Below are 15,285 nucleotides of genomic sequence, written 5' to 3'. Positions count from 1 at the left end.
CGGCCGCTGACGGCCCGATGCCCCAGACCCGTGAACACATCCTGCTGGCTCGCCAGGTGGGCGTGGGCTACATCATCGTTTTCCTGAACAAGTGCGACATGGTCGACGACGCCGAGCTGCTCGAGCTGGTCGAAATGGAAGTGCGCGAGCTGCTCGACAAGTACGAGTTCCCTGGCGACGACACCCCCATCATCCACGGCTCGGCCAAGCTCGCCCTCGAAGGCGACAAGGGTAAGCTGGGCGAAGAAGCCATCCTGAAGCTGGCCGAAGCGCTGGACACGTACATCCCCACGCCTGAGCGCGCTGTGGACGGCACGTTCCTGATGCCCGTCGAAGACGTGTTCTCGATCTCGGGTCGCGGCACTGTGGTGACCGGCGCTGTCGAGCGCGGCGTGATCAAGGTCGGTGAAGAAATCGAAATCGTTGGCATCCGCCCGACCGTCAAGACCACCTGCACCGGTGTGGAAATGTTCCGCAAGCTGCTGGACCAGGGTCAAGCGGGCGACAACGTCGGCGTGCTGCTGCGCGGCACGAAGCGCGAAGAAGTCGAGCGCGGCCAAGTGCTGTGCAAGCCCGGCTCGATCAAGCCGCACGTGCACTTCACCGCCGAGGTGTATGTCCTGTCCAAGGACGAAGGCGGCCGTCACACGCCGTTCTTCAACAACTACCGTCCGCAGTTCTACTTCCGCACGACGGACGTGACCGGCGCGATCGAGCTGCCCACGGACAAGGAAATGGTCATGCCTGGCGACAACGTCAGCATCACCGTCAAGCTGATCAACCCGATCGCGATGGAAGAAGGCCTGCGCTTCGCCATCCGTGAAGGCGGTCGTACCGTGGGTTCGGGCGTCGTGGCCAAGATCCTCGACATCTAAGCTGGACGCAAAGGAATCACCATGGCTACCAAGCAAAAGATCCGCATCCGCCTGAAGGCATTCGACTACAAGCTGATCGACCAGTCGGCCGCTGAAATCGTGGACACCGCCAAGCGCACCGGCGCGATCGTCAAGGGCCCCGTGCCCCTGCCGACCCGCATGAAGCGTTTCGACATCCTGCGTTCGCCGCACGTCAACAAGACGTCGCGCGACCAGCTGGAAATCCGCACGCACCAGCGCCTGATGGACATCGTTGATCCCACCGACAAGACCGTGGACGCGCTGATGAAGCTCGACCTGCCGGCCGGCGTCGACGTCGAGATCAAGCTGCAGTAATTCGACCTCGCGTCGCATTCCGAGCACAGCCCGCCTGCAGAAATGCAGGCGGGCTTTTTTGTGCTTCACGTTTGTTTCTCAACTGTGGCATCCTCGCGCACCGGCCTGCAGCACGCAGTGCGCCGGGGCTGAAACGAGGACAGCACACGTGATGAGCCAGAAGTTCTCTTTTGCATTCGGTGCGGCGTGCATTGCCGCGGCATTGCTGGCGGGTTGCGGTGGGGGAGGTGGTGGCGGCGGAGGCGGTGGTGGGTTACCCATCGGTCTGCCGATCGTGCTGAATCCGGTCGCCCTGAGCGGGAAAGCCACCTACGACTCGGTGCCGAACAACAACGGCCCCCTCGTGTATGCGAACACCACGGCCAAGCCGGTGCGTGGTGCCACGGTGGAAGTGCTCGATGCCAACACAACGGCGCAGCTCGCAGTGACCACAACGGACGACAGCGGCAATTACGCGGTCTCGGTGCCGGCGAACACGAACATCATCGTGCGCGTCCGGGCCCAACTGACCCGGACCGGTCCGGGTGCCACGTGGGATGTCGCGGTGCGCGACAACACCCGCAGCGAGGCGCTGTATTCGATGCAGTCGGCGAGCTTCTCGTCGGGCAGTGCGGCATCGACGCGCGACCTGCGCGCGGACAGCGGCTGGGACGGCTCGGGGTACAGCGGGCCGCGGGTGGCGGCGCCGTTCTCCGTGCTCGACACGGTCTACACCTCGATGCAGAAGGTGCTGTCTGTGGCGCCGGCTTCGACTTTTCCTTCGTTGAAAGTCTTCTGGAGCATCAACAACGCGCCGTCGCCCGGCAGCCTGGCAGCGGGGCAGATCGGCACGACCTTCTTCTTCAACAATGGAAGCAATGGTCGGCAGATCTACGTGCTCGGCAAGGCAAACGTCGACACGGACGAATTCGATGTCTCGGTGATCGCGCATGAATGGGGTCACTATTACCAGTCGGCCTTCAGTCGCGACGATTCCATCGGAGGCGAGCATTCGACGGGCGACCGCCTTGACCGGCGAGTGGCTTTTTCCGAAGGATGGGGCAATGCCTGGTCGGGCATTGCGCTCAACCGAAGCAACTATGCGGACTCTTTGGGCGAGCAGCAGGGCAGCATCCTCGCGCTCGTGGATCTCACTACCGGGCCCTCGACCAATCCCGGATGGTTCCGCGAAGGATCGATCCAAGCCATCCTGTGGAACCTCAATCGGCAGGCTGGGTTCAAGCCCATCCATGACACGTTGACTGGCTTCCAGTTCCGCAGCGGGGCCGCTGTCACGTCGATTCACTCGTTCGCCGCGGCGTTCAAGGCGACGTCTGCTGGCAATGCCTCGACGCTGACGGGTCTGTTGAATGCACAAAACATCACCTCCAACGACGCGTATGGCACGGGAGAATCGAACGATGGCGGGGTGCCCATCGCACTGCCGGTGTATGGGTCTCTGGTGGTGGGTGCCACGGTCCCCAACGTCTGTGTCTCCAATGCGGCGGGTACGGGCAACAAGCACGGCAACATCGCTTATCTGCGCTTCATTGCGCCGGCGGACCGGGAGTACCAGGTCTCGATCGGGGGTGCCACGGCGCCGGACTTCGACGTCTTCAGGGGCGGGGAGGTTGCCCGGTCGGGCAATCGGGTCAGCCTGAGTGCGGGTGAGTACGTTCTGGCAGTGCGGGATGCGGCGATGGCCGCTTCTCCTGTCGCGCAGAAATGCCTCACCGTTCTCGTCCAGCAACAGTAGGGGGCCCAGCCATGACTCTGAATACTCGCTTCCCGTTGGCTGTGGCATTGACCTGGTTTGCAGTGTCCATGTTCCCGGTTTCCGCCCTGGCCGACGGCATACCGTCAGCACACGCCACCACGAAGCGGTCGACTTCGAGCCACAAGGTTGCTGCCGGCCCCTGGGTGACCGCATCGAGAAAACCCAATGACTCCGGCGTCAGGCTTCAGTACCGGCTGGGCGGCACGCCGCAGGCCGGCAAGCCGATCGTGGTCGTCCTGCAGTTCGATGGCGTCAGCGACCCGGCGGGCGCGAGCGTCACTCTGACGGTCGATGCGGGCCTGACGCTCTCCGGCAGTGCGTCGCTGAGCGTGCCGGCAGGGCAGCGCTCCGATGCTTCCGTCACGGTGATCAGCCAGGGTGATGGCCTGGCCTACCTCAACGTGTTCATCACGCAGGGTGGCCGGACCAGCGCCATTTCCATTGCGATCCAGACCGGCACGGCGGCTCCCGCCATGAAGGCCAACGGCGACATCAAGCCGCTGCCGGACGGCGACAACATCATTTCGCAGCCCGCGAAATAGGCCTGAAGGCCGTTCCCAGGCGGGCCGGAAGCCCCTGAATCCGGCCCAAACAGGGCCACTTGCGCCCCGGTTCGACTGCGGGCTATAATCTCTGGCTCTGCCCTTGTTGCGTCCGTACGGGCGTCGTTCTGGCAGAGATTTATCAACCTTCTCTCGCAGGCCGGGAAACCAGCCAAACGCTGTCGCCAATTGAAGTGGCAGCGGCGAAGGAAGTCTTCCATTTTTGGAGAAAACAAATGAGTCTGAGCAACTCCCTCGGGTTGCTGGGCCGCAAGGTGGGGATGATGCGTCTCTTCACCGATGACGGGGACGCAGTTCCTGTCACGGTGGTGGATGTGTCCAACAACCGTGTGACCCAGATCAAGTCCCAAGAGACCGATGGCTACGTCGCCCTGCAGGTGACGTTCGGTTCGCGCAAAGCATCGCGCGTGACCAAGCCCCAAGCCGGCCACCTCGCCAAGGCAGGTGTCGAAGCTGGCGAGATCAGCCAGGAATTCCGCGTCACCGCCGATACCGCAGGTCAGCACAAGGCTGGCGGCGTCATCGCGGCAAGCAGCGTGTTCTCCGTGGGCCAGAAGGTGGACGTGCAAGGCACGACCATCGGCAAGGGCTTCGCCGGCACGATCAAGCGTCACAACATGAGCTCGCAGCGCGCGTCGCACGGTAACAGCCGTTCGCACAACGTGCCCGGCTCGATCGGCATGGCACAAGACCCCGGTCGCGTGTTCCCCGGCAAGCGCATGACGGGCCATCTCGGCGACGTCACCCGCACGACGCAAAACCTCGACGTGTTCCGCATTGACGAAGCACGTCAGCTGCTGCTCATCAAGGGCGCGATCCCGGGTTCGAAGGGTGGCTTCGTCACCGTGCGTCCCGCCATCAAGGCCAAGCCGCAAGCGGCTGAAGGAGCGAAGTAATGCAACTCGAACTCCTGAACGAACAAGGCCAGGCCGCGTCGAAGTACGACGCCCCCGAGACCGTGTTCGGCCGTGACTACAACGAAGACCTGGTCCACCAGATCGTCGTTGCATTCCAGGCCAACGCCCGCCAAGGCACGCGCGCCCAGAAGGACCGCGAACAGGTCAAGCACTCGACCAAGAAGCCTTTCAAGCAAAAGGGAACGGGCCGCGCCCGTGCCGGTATGACGTCCTCGCCCCTGTGGCGCGGAGGCGGCCGCATTTTCCCGAACATGCCTGACGAAAACTTCTCGCAGAAGATCAACAAGAAGATGTACCGCGCCGGCATGGCCGCCATCTTCTCGCAGCTCGCTCGCGAAGGCCGTCTGGCCGTGGTCGATTCGCTGACTGTGGATTCGCCCAAGACGAAGCCGCTGGCAGCCCGTTTCAAGGCAATGAATCTCGAGTCCGTGCTCGTGATCGCCGAAGAAGTCGACGAAAACCTGTACCTTGCCTCGCGCAATCTGGTCAACATCCTCGTGGTCGAACCCCGTTACGCCGATCCGGTGTCGCTGGTTCACTACAAGAAGGTGCTGGTCACCAAGGGTGCCGTCGACAAGCTCAAGGAGATGTTCGCATGAGCCGCGTGAACCCCACCCCTGCACAACGTAAGTTCGACGAAGGCCGTCTCATGAACGTGCTGGTCGCACCGATCGTGTCCGAAAAGGCCACGATGGTCGGCGAGAAGTCGAACGCTGTCACTTTCAAGGTGCTGCAAGACGCCACCAAGCCCGAGATCAAGGCCGCTGTTGAACTGATGTTCAAGGTCGAAGTCCAGGGCGTGTCGGTGCTCAACACCAAGGGCAAGACCAAGCGCTTTGGCAAGTCCATCGGCCGCCGCGACAACGTTCGCAAGGCTTATGTGACGCTGAAGGCCGGTCAAGAGCTCAACCTCGTCGGGGAAGGCGCTTAATCATGGCCGTCATCAAGATGAAACCCACTTCGCCGGGCCAACGCGGCGCGGTGAAGATTTCGCGTGACCACCTGCACAAGGGTGCCCCTCACGCAGCCCTGCTGGAACCCCAGTTCCAGAAGGCCGGCCGTAACAACAACGGTCACATCACGATCCGCCATCGTGGCGGTGGTGCCAAGCACCACTACCGCATTGTCGACTTCGTGCGCAACAAGGACGGCATCCCGGCCAAGGTCGAACGCATCGAGTACGACCCGAACCGCACCGCCCACATCGCTCTGGTCTGCTACGCCGACGGCGAGCGCCGCTACATCATCGCCCCGCGCGGTCTGGAAGCTGGTGCAACCCTGATGTCGGGCGCCGAAGCCCCGATCCGCGCCGGCAACACCCTGCCGATCCGCAACATCCCCGTGGGTTCGACGATCCACTGCATCGAACTGCAACCCGGCAAGGGTGCGCAGATCGCTCGTTCGGCCGGTACCTCGGCCACGCTGCTGGCCCGTGAAGGCGTTTACGCCCAGGTCCGCATGCGTTCGGGCGAAGTCCGCCGCATTCACATCGAATGCCGCGCGACCATCGGTGAAGTGGCGAACGAAGAACACAGCCTGCGCCAGCTCGGCAAGGCCGGTGTGAAGCGTCACATGGGTATCCGCCCGACCGTTCGCGGCGTGGTGATGAACCCGGTCGACCACCCGCACGGTGGTGGCGAAGGCAAGACTGGCGAAGGCCGCCACCCTGTCGACCCGTGGGGCAACCTGACCAAGGGCTATCGCACCCGTAACAACAAGCGCACGCAGGTCTTCATCGTGTCGCGTCGCAAGAAGTAAGGGATAGCCAATGACTCGCTCTCTCAAAAAGGGTCCTTTCGTCGACCACCACCTGGTGGCCAAGGCCGACAAGGCCGTGACGAACAAGGACAAGAAGCCGATCAAGACCTGGTCGCGCCGCTCGATGGTTCTGCCCGAGTTCATCGGTCTGACCATCGCTGTGCACAACGGCAAGCAACACGTGCCCGTGTACATCACCGACCAGATGGTCGGCCACAAGCTCGGCGAATTTGCGCTCACGCGCACGTTCAAGGGGCACCCCGCGGACAAAAAAGTCCAGAAGAAGTAAGGAACGACCATGTCTGAAACACGTGCAGTCCTCCGCGGTGTCCGCCTGTCGGTCGACAAGGGCCGTCTGGTCGCGGACCTGATCCGCGGCAAGAAGGTCGATCAAGCGCTCAACGTTCTGCAATTCACGCAGAAGAAGGCCGCTGTGATCATCAAGAAGGTGCTCGAGTCGGCAATTGCCAACGCCGAGCACAACGACGGTGCCGACATCGACGAGCTGAAGGTCAAGACCATCTACGTCGAGCAAGGTGCAACGCTCAAGCGCTTCACGGCGCGCGCCAAGGGTCGCGGCAATCGCATCAGCAAGCCCACGTGCCATGTGTACGTGACGGTTGGCAACTAAGAAGGCCTGGAAGAAATATGGGACAGAAAATCCACCCAACCGGGTTCCGCCTTGCGGTTACCCGTAACTGGTCCAGCCGTTGGTACGCAAGCGACCGCGATTTCGCGGGCATGCTGGCCGAAGACATCAAGGTTCGCGAATACCTGAAGAAGAAGCTGAAGAACGCTTCGGTGTCGCGCGTCATGATCGAGCGTCCCGCCAAGAACGCACGCATCACGATCTACTCGGCTCGTCCGGGCGTCGTGATCGGCAAGAAGGGCGAAGACATCGAGAACCTCAAGCGCGAACTGGGCAAGCAGCTCGGCGTGCCGGTGGCAGTGAACATCGAAGAAGTGCGCAAGCCCGAAATCGATGCGCAGCTGATCGCCGACAGCATCACGCAGCAGCTCGAAAAGCGGATCATGTTCCGCCGTGCCATGAAGCGCGCCATGCAAAACGCCATGCGTCTGGGTGCCCTGGGCATCAAGATCATGTCGTCGGGCCGCCTGAACGGCATCGAAATCGCTCGTTGCGAGTGGTACCGCGAAGGTCGCGTGCCCCTCCACACGCTGCGCGCCGACATCGACTACGGCACCTCGGAAGCCAAGACCACGTACGGCGTCATCGGCGTCAAGGTCTGGGTCTACAAGGGCGACACGCTGGGTCGTAACGACCTGCCGGCCGTCGAAACGCCGCGTCCGGACGAAGAGCGCCGCCCGCGTGGTCCCCGCCGTGATGGTCGCCCTGGCGACCGTCCGGGTGGCGACCGTCGTGGTCCCGGCCCCCGTGCCGGTGCCCGTGGTCCGATCGGTGGCAACACCGCTCCGGCCGATGGCAGCGACAAGCCCGCAGAAGCAACCGGCGGTGCCGGTGCAGACTCGAAACCCGCCGTTAAGCGCGTCCGCAAAGCCGCGCCCGCTGCAGCAGCGGACGGTGCCAAGACCGAGTAATCGGTCGCTCCCGGGCACGCAAGTGCCTGGGGCCCTCACGGAGTAACAAAACATGCTGCAACCTGCACGAAGAAAGTTCCGCAAGGAACAAAAGGGCCGCAACACCGGCATCGCAACCACGGGTAACTCGGTTGCGTTCGGTGATTTCGGTCTCAAATGCACCGACCGCGGCCGCCTCACGGCGCGCCAGATCGAAGCCGCTCGTCGCGCGATTTCGCGTCACGTGAAGCGCGGTGGCCGTATCTGGATCCGCGTGTTCCCGGACAAGCCAATCTCTACCAAGCCCGCTGAAGTGCGGATGGGTAACGGTAAGGGCAACCCCGAGTACTACGTCGCTGAAATTCAGCCTGGCAAGATCGTGTTCGAGATCGTCGGCGTGCCCGAAGAACTCGCCCGCGAAGCGTTCCGCCTGGCCGCCGCCAAGCTTCCGCTGCGTACGACGTTCGTCGCTCGCCAGCTCGGCGCCTGAGAGGAGAACACCCATGGCAACACGTAAGAAGAAAGAAACCGCGGCTTCGGCCAAGGTGACGAAGGCTGCAACCCTGCGCACGAAGGACGTCGCAGGCTTGACCGCTGAAATCAAAGATCTGCAGAAGGCCCACTTCGGCCTGCGCATGCAGAAAGCCACGCAACAGCTGTCGAACACCACGACGCTGCGCGTGACGCGTCGCGACATCGCTCGCGCCAAGACCATTCTTGCTCAGAAAGAGCAAGAGACCCAAGCCGCCAAGTAAGGAGTGAACATGACGGAAGCTAAAAAATCCCTCAAGCGCACCTTGATCGGCAAGGTGGTCAGCGACAAGCGTGCCAAGACCGTGACCGTGCTGGTCGAGCGCCGTGTGAAGCACGAGCTCTACGGCAAGATCGTGGCCAAGACGAGCAAGTACCACGCCCATGACGAAAAGGGCGAGTACAAGCTGGGCGACACCATCGAGATCACGGAAAGCCGTCCGATCTCGAAGACCAAGAACTGGGTTGTGACCCGTCTGGTCGAGAAGGCCGCCCTGGTCTGATCAAGCACTCGGTCGCCCTCGAGGCAACCCATCCGAAAACGGCCCACAATGTGGGCCGTTTTTCTTTTTCAGGAGCAAATTACATGATCAAAGTCGGCGACACCCTTCCTTCGGCCACCCTGCAGGAATATTCCGAAGTCGAGGGCGAAGGTTGCAGCATCGGCCCGAACCCGGTCGACGTGACCAAGGCCACCGCTGGCAAGACGATCGCGCTGTTCGCACTGCCGGGCGCCTTCACGCCCACCTGCTCGGCCAAGCATGTGCCGGGCTACGTGCAGCACTTCGACGACTTCAAGGCCGCCGGCGTGGACGAGATCTGGTGCGTGAGCGTGAACGACGCCTTCGTGATGGGCGCCTGGGCGCGCGACCAGAAGACCGGCGCCAAGGTGCGCATGCTGGCCGACGGCAGCGCCGACTTCGCGAAAGCCACCGGCCTCACGCTCGACCTGACCGGCCGCGGCATGGGCCTGCGCAGCAACCGCTACTCGATGCTCGTGAAGGACGGCAAGGTCGCGACGCTGAACGTCGAAGGCCCGGGCAAGTTCGAAGTGAGCGACGCCGACACGCTGCTGGCGCAAGCCCGCGGTTAAACCCGGATCTTTCGTGGGGGCCGCCGCGCACGGCCGCCCGAAGCGGCCGGCCCGCCCCCGGTAGGGGGTTGGAGAAGCGACACGAAGTGCGCGCAGCCTGGGGGCGAGCCTAGAGGTCTACCTTGAGGTAGTGGGCCCCGGCGACGGGGTTGTGATAGTAGGGCGGCACCTCCGCGAAGCCCAGGTCTTCGTAGAGGGCGCGCGCCGACTCCATGTCGTCGAGGGTGTCGAGCAGCACGCAGGCATAGCCTGCGCTGCGCGCCGCATCCAGGATGGCTTCGGCCAGCTGCCGGCCGAGCCCGAGGCCCCGGAACCCGGGGCGCACATACAGGCGTTTCATTTCCGCCGCGTTCGCATAGTCCGTGCTGTCGATCGGACGCAGCGCGCAACAGCCCGCCACATGGGCGAGCGTGCCATCGGCGCGCTTCAGTGTGGGCGCGGCGCGGCCGGCGTCCTCGTTCACATGGGCGGGATCGACCAGCGCCAGCAGCAAGGTGCCGCGCGGCTCGGCGTACTCGCCGGGCAGGCCGGCCAGTTCGCCGTCGAAATCCTGGAACGCGAGGTCGATGGTCAGCGAGCCCGCGTAGTCGCGGAAGATCGCGCGCACGGCATCGACTTCATGCGGTTCGTCGGGCGTGAGGAGCACCACGGCCGGCACGTCCGACAGGGGCAGCGGGCGGGAGACGGAAAAGCCGCTCATACGCGCAACGACGCCACCCAGAACGCCACGCCCGCGCACAGCGCGAACAGCACCAGCGCCAGCGTGCGCGATACCGCATCGTCGCGGCTCGGGGGCACGCCGTTGCCATTCCCGTTCCCGTTGGGGGCCGCACCCGCAATCACCAGCTTGTCACCCGACAGCATCGGCCCGACCAGCCGGTGCCGCTTGACCAGCACATAGAACAGCACCGCCAGCACATGCAGGCTCACGAGGGCGATCACGATCCACTTGCCCTGCGCCTTGTGCCAGCCGGTCGCCAGGCTCACCATGGCGCCCGAGACAAAGCGGGTCAGCGGCCCGGAGGCGGAAATCTCGTCGTCGGCCATCAGACCGGTGGCGACCTGCAGGATCAGCAGCGCCAGCACCGCGAACACCGACAGCGCGCCCAGCGGCGTGTGGCCGATCAGGTGGTCGGGATGCGACTTGCCGCGCACGTAGGCGATGACCGAGCCCGGCGCGTAGATGAAGGCCGCGAAGCGCGACCAGCGCCCGCCCACGAAACCCCAGACCAGGCGGAACAGCAGCAGCGCCAGCACGGTGTAGCCGAGGCGGAAATGCCATTCCATGATGCCGTTCAGGCCCGTCACGATCAGGCCGATCACGGCGAAGGCGAGTGCCCAGTGAAAAAGGCGGGTCGGCAGGTCCCAGACGCGTGTGCGGGCCACCGAGAGGGTGTCGGTCATCGAAAAAGGCGCCGGGGGCGCAAGGCTGCGGAAGGCGCAGATTAGCAAAGTCCGGCCCGGTCGTTGCACCGGGTTGTTGCTATGCGCCCGACACAGGCAGCCCCTACACTGCCCGCAGCGCCGCGTTCGACGGTGCCAAACCCCACACAAGGAAGGTCCCACGATGATCCGTTTCGCTTCGTTCGCCCTTGCAGCCGCCTGCGCTGCGATGTCCCTGCCCGCCGCGGCACAGTTCGCCAAGTCCGAAGACGCCATCAAGTACCGCCAGAGCGCGCTGTTCGTGATGGGCCAGCACTTCGGCCGCCTGGGCGCCATGGCCAACGGCCGCGTGCCCTATGACGCAGCTGCCGCTGCCGCCAACGCCGAGGTGGTGGCCGACATGGCCAAGCTCCCCTGGGCTGGCTTCGGCGCCGGCACCGAGGGCGGCAAGGCCAAGCCCGAGGTCTGGAAGGAAGCCGCGAAGTTCAAGGACCACCAGGACAAGGTGATCGCCGAGACCGGCAAGCTGGTGGTTGCCGCCAAGGCCGGCAACATCGACGCGCTCAAAGCCCAGTTCGGCGCGACCGGCGCGAGCTGCAAGGCCTGCCACGACAGCTTCCGCAACCAGTAAGCAGCGGGGCTTCGGCAACGAAAAACGCGCTCCTCGGAGCGCGTTTTGCTTTGGGTGCCGGGAGATCAGGCCTCTGCGAGCAGCTTTTCGATCAGCTTGTGCAGCTCGGCAAAGTCGGGCTCGCCCACATAGCGCTTCACGATCTCGCCCTTCTTGTTGACGATGAAAGTGGTCGGCGTGAGCTTCACGTCGCCCCAGGCCTGCGCCACGCTGCCGGTGTTGTCGATCGCCACCTTGAACGGCAGCTTGCGGGTTTCGGCGAAGTTGACGACATAGCTCGGCGGGTCGTAGCTCATGGCCACCGCCAGCGTGTCGTAGCCCTTGGCCTTGTACTTGTCGTAGGTCGAGATCACCTTGGGCATCTCGGCCACGCAGGTTACGCAGCTGGTGGCCCAGAAGTTGACCAGCGTGACCTTGCCCTTCAGGTCGGCCGTGCTCTTGGTGGTGCCGTCGAGCAGCACGAAGGTCGAGGCCGGGGCGGCCGTGCTGCCCGAACCGAGGTACACGCCCACGCCGGCGGCCAGGGCGATCACGACGGCGGCGGCAGCGATGTATTTTTTCATGGGCACCTGAAGGAGAGAGGCGGGGCGATTTTAGTTCCGCGTGCCGGATCGCGCCGGCGGGGCCATTTCCGGCCTTTTCCCTCCCGACGGCCGTTCGATAATCGCCCTTGATGCCATCGCTTCCTTCCTCCTCCTGGCCCGTGCTGGCCCTGGCCGCCGCACTGGGCGCCTGCAGCCCCACCTTCAACTGGCGCGAAGTGCCGATCGCCGACGCCGGCCTGGTCGCGCTGCTGCCCTGCAAGGCCGACCGCGCCCAGCGCGCGCTGCCGTTGGGCGCCGAGTCGGTGCAGGTCGACATGACCGGCTGCGAAGCCGGCGGCGCGACCTTTGCCGTGGCCCATGCCGCCGCCACCAGTCCGGCGCAGGCCGAGGCCTGGCTCACGGCCTGGCGCACGGCCACATACGGCCAGCTCGGCGTGGCGCAGGTGATCCAGGGACCGGCCACATTGCCGCGCGCCACGGCCGTTCCCGCACCGTGGCGGCTCGACGGGCAATCGGCGCAGCAGGGCGTGGCGCCGGTCCAGGTGCTCTGGTTCGCGCAGTCGCAGAAAGACGGCAGCGTGTCGCTCTACCAGGCCACCGTGCTCGGCCGTCCGTCCTCGCCCGAAGCGACCAAGACCTTCTTCGAGGGCCTGCGCCTGCCCTGAGCTCGGGCCCCGAGGTGCAGCTATCGTTTTTGTAGCTGTTGCCGCGGCGCCAATGGCCGCCTTCCCCGGCTGGCGCGTTGTGTCCTCCATGTCTCTACTTCCTTTGGGCGCCCCCGCATAATCGACGCGTCGTCCTCCGAGCCGCATGAACAGCATCCTCATCATTGCCCACTCCCCGTTCGCACAGGCGCTGCGGCAGTGCGCGCTGCATGTGTTCCCCGACTGCGAACAGGCGGTCGTGGCACTCGACGTGCTGCCCAACGTGTCGCCCGAAGAAACGCTGGCCGCCGCGCGCATCACGCTCGCGCAGCAGCTGCATGCCCCGCGCTCGCAGGTGCTGGTGCTGGCCGACGTGTTCGGCGCCACGCCCTGCAACGTCGCACAGAAGCTGGTGGACGGCGTGCGCTCGCGGCTCGTGGCCGGTGTCAACCTGCCGATGCTGCTGCGCGCCGTCACCTACCGCCACGAACCGCTGGAGACGCTGGTGCAGCGCGCTCTTGCGGGCGGCACCGCCGGCGTGATGCAGGTGGCGGTGGCGGCTCCCCAGAACCAGGCGAAAAGAAAGCACAGTGATCAAGAAATCCGTGACCATCAGCAATAAGCTGGGCCTGCACGCACGCGCGTCGGCCAAGCTGACCAAGCTCGCGGGCAGCTACCCCTGCGAGGTGTGGCTGTCGCGCGGCGACCGCCGCATCAACGCCAAGAGCATCATGGGCGTCATGATGCTGGCCGCCGGCCTCGGCGTGACCGTCGAACTCGAGACCAACGGCGCCCAGGAAGAAGAAGCCATGAACGCCATCGTCCATCTAATGGACGACAAGTTCGGCGAAGGCGAATAAGGACCCGCGCATGACCTTCGCAGTCCACGGTCTCCCTGTCGCCCGTGGCATTGCCATCGGCCGCGCGGTGCTGGTGGTGTCCAGCCGCATCGACGTGGCGCACTACTTCATCAAGCCCGACGAGATCGAGACCGAGATCGACCGCGTGCGCACCGCGCGCAATGCGGTGTCCGACGAACTCACGAAGCTGCAGGCCAGCGTGGCGCAGATGGGCCCCAACGACGCGCCGCACGAACTCGCGGCGCTGCTCGAGGTGCACCAGATGCTGCTGCAGGACGACGTGCTCAGCGGCGGCGTGAAGCACTGGATCAGCGAGCGGCTGTACAACGCCGAATGGGCGCTGACCACGCAGCTCGAAATCATCGCGCGCCAGTTCGACGAGATGGAGGACCCGTACCTGCGCGAGCGCAAGGCCGACCTCGAACAGGTGGTCGAGCGCATGCTGCATCGCATGAAGGGCACGGCCGCCGTGCTCGCGCCGAGCCCGCCGCGCCGCAAGCGCGCCGCCGCCCATCACGACCACGACGACGAAGACGACGACCCCACCGCGGGCGACGGCTTCGACGTGCCGCTGGTGCTCATTGCACACGACCTCTCGCCGGCCGACATGCTCCAGTTCAAGAAGAGCGTGTTCGCGGGTTTCGTGACCGACGTGGGCGGGCGCACCTCGCACACCGCCATCGTCGCCCGCAGCATGGACATCCCGGCCATCGTCGGTGCGCGCTCCGCGAGCCAGCTGGTGCGCCAGGACGACTGGGTCATCATCGACGGCGAAGCCGGCGTGATGATCGTCGACCCGTCGCCGATCATCCTGGCCGAGTACGGCTTCAAGCAGCGCCAGGGCGACCTCGAACGCGGCCGGCTCGCGCGGCTGCGCCACAAGCCCGCCGTCACGCTCGACGGCCAGCGCGTCGATCTGCTCGCCAACATCGAGATGCCCGAAGACACGGTGGGCGCGGTCAAGGCCGGCGCCGTGGGCGTGGGCCTGTTCCGCAGCGAGTTTCTCTTCATGGGCCGCGAGAACTCGGCGCGCCAGACGCGACTGCCCGATGAAGAAGAGCAGTACCAGGCCTACAAGCGCGCGGTCGAGGGCATGCAGGGCATGCCCGTCACCATCCGCACCATCGACGTCGGCGCCGACAAGCCCCTGGACGGCAAGTCGGCCAGCAAGCAGGAGCACCTGAACCCCGCGCTCGGGCTGCGCGCGATCCGCTGGAGCCTGGCCGATCCGGCGATGTTCCTCACGCAGCTGCGCGCCATCCTGCGTGCGGCGGCGCACGGCGAGATCCACCTGCTCATTCCGATGCTCGCGCACGCCAGCGAGATCCGCCAGACGCTGTCGCTCATCGACTTCGCGCGTGCCGAACTCGACAACCGCGGCGCGGTGTACGGCCCGGTCAAGCTCGGCGCCATGATCGAGATCCCGGCCGCCGCGCTCACGCTCAAGACCTTCCTGAAGCACTTCGACTTTTTGTCGATCGGCACCAACGACCTGATCCAGTACACGCTGGCCATCGACCGCGCCGACGAAGCCGTCGCCCACCTCTACGACCCCGCGCACCCCGCGGTGCTCAAGCTCGTGGCCGACACCATCACCGAGTGCCGCCGCCAGGGCAAGGGCGTGTCGGTGTGCGGCGAGATGGCGGGCGATGTGGCCTTCACGCGCCTGCTGCTGGGCCTGGGCCTGCGCAGCTTCTCGATGCACCCGTCGCGCATCCTCGCCGTGAAACAGGAAGTGCTGCGCGCCGACACCGCCAAGCTCGAGCCCTGGGCGCGGGGCGTGCTCGACGCGGACGATCCCGCCGCCGCTCTCGCGGGCTGAGCCCGCGCTTTCGCATACCTTTGTCTTCGTGA

23 protein-coding genes are annotated in these 15,285 nt (G+C 65.0%); 20 read left to right on the top strand and 3 right to left on the bottom strand.

What is annotated here, in order from left to right; genetic code table 11:
• From CY658_RS31425 to CY658_RS31355, 15 genes are all read left to right on the top strand, one after another.
• A partial coding sequence (locus CY658_RS31425; protein WP_101493890.1) for an elongation factor Tu occupies positions 1 to 875 on the top strand: 875 nt, incomplete at its 5' end.
• 21 nt (positions 876 to 896) lie between these two features.
• Entirely contained in the window at positions 897 to 1,211 is a 315-nt protein-coding gene (gene rpsJ, locus CY658_RS31420) for a 30S ribosomal protein S10 (protein WP_007838118.1), read from the top strand.
• Positions 1,212 to 1,362: 151 nt separating this feature from the next.
• On the top strand, positions 1,363 to 2,946 hold the full coding sequence (locus CY658_RS31415; protein WP_101493878.1) for a hypothetical protein: 1,584 nt from the start codon (positions 1,363 to 1,365) through the stop codon (positions 2,944 to 2,946).
• Between the two features lie 11 nt (positions 2,947 to 2,957).
• Positions 2,958 to 3,509, top strand: a complete 552-nt coding sequence (locus CY658_RS31410) for a hypothetical protein (protein ID WP_180839097.1) — start codon at positions 2,958 to 2,960, stop codon at positions 3,507 to 3,509.
• Between the two features lie 236 nt (positions 3,510 to 3,745).
• Complete coding sequence (rplC, locus tag CY658_RS31405; RefSeq protein WP_099793523.1) at positions 3,746 to 4,426, top strand: 50S ribosomal protein L3; 681 nt, start codon at positions 3,746 to 3,748, stop codon at positions 4,424 to 4,426.
• On the top strand, positions 4,426 to 5,046 hold the full coding sequence (gene rplD / locus CY658_RS31400; protein WP_013543942.1) for a 50S ribosomal protein L4: 621 nt from the start codon (positions 4,426 to 4,428) through the stop codon (positions 5,044 to 5,046). The genes rplC and rplD overlap by 1 nt, the downstream gene beginning before the upstream one ends.
• Positions 5,043 to 5,378, top strand: coding sequence for a 50S ribosomal protein L23 (gene rplW / locus CY658_RS31395; protein ID WP_056576559.1), 336 nt, complete (start codon positions 5,043 to 5,045; stop codon positions 5,376 to 5,378). The genes rplD and rplW overlap by 4 nt, the downstream gene beginning before the upstream one ends.
• Before the next feature lie 2 nt (positions 5,379 to 5,380).
• Positions 5,381 to 6,205: a 50S ribosomal protein L2 gene (gene rplB, locus CY658_RS31390; RefSeq protein WP_056576555.1), complete on the top strand. Its 825-nt coding sequence runs from the start codon at positions 5,381 to 5,383 to the stop codon at positions 6,203 to 6,205.
• A gap of 10 nt (positions 6,206 to 6,215) precedes the next feature.
• Positions 6,216 to 6,494 (top strand): 30S ribosomal protein S19, encoded by a 279-nt coding sequence (gene rpsS / locus CY658_RS31385; protein WP_062478874.1) that lies wholly within the window; start codon positions 6,216 to 6,218, stop codon positions 6,492 to 6,494.
• A gap of 9 nt (positions 6,495 to 6,503) precedes the next feature.
• On the top strand, positions 6,504 to 6,836 hold the full coding sequence (gene rplV, locus CY658_RS31380) for a 50S ribosomal protein L22 (protein WP_007838134.1): 333 nt from the start codon (positions 6,504 to 6,506) through the stop codon (positions 6,834 to 6,836).
• 17 nt (positions 6,837 to 6,853) lie between these two features.
• A complete protein-coding gene (gene rpsC, locus CY658_RS31375) occupies positions 6,854 to 7,765 on the top strand; it encodes a 30S ribosomal protein S3 (protein ID WP_056576551.1) in 912 nt (303 codons plus the stop codon).
• A gap of 52 nt (positions 7,766 to 7,817) precedes the next feature.
• Positions 7,818 to 8,234 carry a 50S ribosomal protein L16 gene (gene rplP, locus CY658_RS31370; RefSeq protein ID WP_007838137.1) on the top strand — a complete coding sequence of 139 codons (417 nt, stop codon included), beginning with the start codon at positions 7,818 to 7,820 and terminating at the stop codon, positions 8,232 to 8,234.
• 55 nt (positions 8,235 to 8,289) lie between these two features.
• Positions 8,290 to 8,499 carry a 50S ribosomal protein L29 gene (rpmC, locus tag CY658_RS31365; protein WP_099797259.1) on the top strand — a complete coding sequence of 70 codons (210 nt, stop codon included), beginning with the start codon at positions 8,290 to 8,292 and terminating at the stop codon, positions 8,497 to 8,499.
• Positions 8,500 to 8,508: 9 nt separating this feature from the next.
• Positions 8,509 to 8,778 (top strand): 30S ribosomal protein S17, encoded by a 270-nt coding sequence (gene rpsQ, locus CY658_RS31360; protein ID WP_056576548.1) that lies wholly within the window; start codon positions 8,509 to 8,511, stop codon positions 8,776 to 8,778.
• 83 nt (positions 8,779 to 8,861) lie between these two features.
• The gene (locus CY658_RS31355; RefSeq protein WP_070061892.1) at positions 8,862 to 9,368 is read left to right on the top strand and encodes a peroxiredoxin; all 507 of its coding nucleotides are present in this window, start codon (positions 8,862 to 8,864) and stop codon (positions 9,366 to 9,368) included.
• Between the two features lie 109 nt (positions 9,369 to 9,477).
• Here the strand turns inward: CY658_RS31355 and CY658_RS31350 are convergent, their stop codons facing one another.
• Both CY658_RS31350 and CY658_RS31345 read right to left on the bottom strand, forming a co-directional pair.
• Positions 9,478 to 10,068, bottom strand: a complete 591-nt coding sequence (locus CY658_RS31350; RefSeq protein WP_101493876.1) for a GNAT family N-acetyltransferase — start codon at positions 10,066 to 10,068, stop codon at positions 9,478 to 9,480.
• Complete coding sequence (locus CY658_RS31345; RefSeq protein WP_101493875.1) at positions 10,065 to 10,772, bottom strand: cytochrome b/b6 domain-containing protein; 708 nt, start codon at positions 10,770 to 10,772, stop codon at positions 10,065 to 10,067. The genes CY658_RS31350 and CY658_RS31345 overlap by 4 nt, the downstream gene beginning before the upstream one ends.
• 163 nt (positions 10,773 to 10,935) lie before the next feature.
• Between CY658_RS31345 and CY658_RS31340 the strand changes: the two genes are divergently transcribed.
• A complete protein-coding gene (locus CY658_RS31340) occupies positions 10,936 to 11,382 on the top strand; it encodes a c-type cytochrome (RefSeq protein WP_101493874.1) in 447 nt (148 codons plus the stop codon).
• Between the two features lie 65 nt (positions 11,383 to 11,447).
• On the opposite strand, the gene CY658_RS31335 is transcribed toward CY658_RS31340, so the two are convergent.
• Complete coding sequence (locus tag CY658_RS31335; protein WP_101493873.1) at positions 11,448 to 11,945, bottom strand: TlpA disulfide reductase family protein; 498 nt, start codon at positions 11,943 to 11,945, stop codon at positions 11,448 to 11,450.
• Positions 11,946 to 12,055: 110 nt separating this feature from the next.
• Here CY658_RS31335 and CY658_RS31330 point away from each other — a divergent pair, with 110 nt between their 5' ends.
• From CY658_RS31330 to ptsP, 4 genes are all read left to right on the top strand, one after another.
• On the top strand, positions 12,056 to 12,592 hold the full coding sequence (locus CY658_RS31330; RefSeq protein ID WP_101493872.1) for a hypothetical protein: 537 nt from the start codon (positions 12,056 to 12,058) through the stop codon (positions 12,590 to 12,592).
• Between the two features lie 145 nt (positions 12,593 to 12,737).
• The gene (locus tag CY658_RS31325) at positions 12,738 to 13,193 is read left to right on the top strand and encodes a PTS sugar transporter subunit IIA (protein ID WP_056576526.1); all 456 of its coding nucleotides are present in this window, start codon (positions 12,738 to 12,740) and stop codon (positions 13,191 to 13,193) included.
• Entirely contained in the window at positions 13,162 to 13,431 is a 270-nt protein-coding gene (locus CY658_RS31320; RefSeq protein ID WP_099793507.1) for an HPr family phosphocarrier protein, read from the top strand. Before CY658_RS31325 ends, CY658_RS31320 begins: the two co-directional genes overlap by 32 nt.
• 10 nt (positions 13,432 to 13,441) lie before the next feature.
• Positions 13,442 to 15,253: a phosphoenolpyruvate--protein phosphotransferase gene (gene ptsP, locus CY658_RS31315; protein WP_101493871.1), complete on the top strand. Its 1,812-nt coding sequence runs from the start codon at positions 13,442 to 13,444 to the stop codon at positions 15,251 to 15,253.
• Positions 15,254 to 15,285: the final 32 nt, after the last annotated feature.

Source organism: Variovorax sp. RO1, from assembly GCF_002849325.1.
Classification (GTDB): Bacteria; Pseudomonadota; Gammaproteobacteria; order Burkholderiales; family Burkholderiaceae_C; genus Variovorax.
The sequence above is the reverse complement of the archived record's forward strand: the minus strand, read 5'-3'. Positions and strand labels throughout refer to the sequence as shown.

Excerpts from the sequence above, each read along its gene's own strand:
- rplW (WP_056576559.1), top strand. The coding sequence starts at position 5,043 with ATGAGCCGCGTGAACCCCACCCCTGCACAACGTAAGTTCGACGAAGGC.
- CY658_RS31330 (WP_101493872.1), top strand. The coding sequence starts at position 12,056 with ATGCCATCGCTTCCTTCCTCCTCCTGGCCCGTGCTGGCCCTGGCCGCC.
- rplP (WP_007838137.1), top strand. The coding sequence starts at position 7,818 with ATGCTGCAACCTGCACGAAGAAAGTTCCGCAAGGAACAAAAGGGCCGC.
- CY658_RS31355 (WP_070061892.1), top strand. The coding sequence starts at position 8,862 with ATGATCAAAGTCGGCGACACCCTTCCTTCGGCCACCCTGCAGGAATAT.
- CY658_RS31410 (WP_180839097.1), top strand. The coding sequence starts at position 2,958 with ATGACTCTGAATACTCGCTTCCCGTTGGCTGTGGCATTGACCTGGTTT.
- CY658_RS31415 (WP_101493878.1), top strand. The coding sequence starts at position 1,363 with ATGAGCCAGAAGTTCTCTTTTGCATTCGGTGCGGCGTGCATTGCCGCG.
- CY658_RS31345 (WP_101493875.1), bottom strand. The coding sequence starts at position 10,772 with ATGACCGACACCCTCTCGGTGGCCCGCACACGCGTCTGGGACCTGCCG.
- rpsC (WP_056576551.1), top strand. The coding sequence starts at position 6,854 with ATGGGACAGAAAATCCACCCAACCGGGTTCCGCCTTGCGGTTACCCGT.
- CY658_RS31335 (WP_101493873.1), bottom strand. The coding sequence starts at position 11,945 with ATGAAAAAATACATCGCTGCCGCCGCCGTCGTGATCGCCCTGGCCGCC.
- rpsQ (WP_056576548.1), top strand. The coding sequence starts at position 8,509 with ATGACGGAAGCTAAAAAATCCCTCAAGCGCACCTTGATCGGCAAGGTG.
- rpsS (WP_062478874.1), top strand. The coding sequence starts at position 6,216 with ATGACTCGCTCTCTCAAAAAGGGTCCTTTCGTCGACCACCACCTGGTG.
- rpsJ (WP_007838118.1), top strand. The coding sequence starts at position 897 with ATGGCTACCAAGCAAAAGATCCGCATCCGCCTGAAGGCATTCGACTAC.
- CY658_RS31325 (WP_056576526.1), top strand. The coding sequence starts at position 12,738 with ATGAACAGCATCCTCATCATTGCCCACTCCCCGTTCGCACAGGCGCTG.
- ptsP (WP_101493871.1), top strand. The coding sequence starts at position 13,442 with ATGACCTTCGCAGTCCACGGTCTCCCTGTCGCCCGTGGCATTGCCATC.
- CY658_RS31350 (WP_101493876.1), bottom strand. The coding sequence starts at position 10,068 with ATGAGCGGCTTTTCCGTCTCCCGCCCGCTGCCCCTGTCGGACGTGCCG.
- rplD (WP_013543942.1), top strand. The coding sequence starts at position 4,426 with ATGCAACTCGAACTCCTGAACGAACAAGGCCAGGCCGCGTCGAAGTAC.
- rplC (WP_099793523.1), top strand. The coding sequence starts at position 3,746 with ATGAGTCTGAGCAACTCCCTCGGGTTGCTGGGCCGCAAGGTGGGGATG.
- rplB (WP_056576555.1), top strand. The coding sequence starts at position 5,381 with ATGGCCGTCATCAAGATGAAACCCACTTCGCCGGGCCAACGCGGCGCG.
- rplV (WP_007838134.1), top strand. The coding sequence starts at position 6,504 with ATGTCTGAAACACGTGCAGTCCTCCGCGGTGTCCGCCTGTCGGTCGAC.
- CY658_RS31340 (WP_101493874.1), top strand. The coding sequence starts at position 10,936 with ATGATCCGTTTCGCTTCGTTCGCCCTTGCAGCCGCCTGCGCTGCGATG.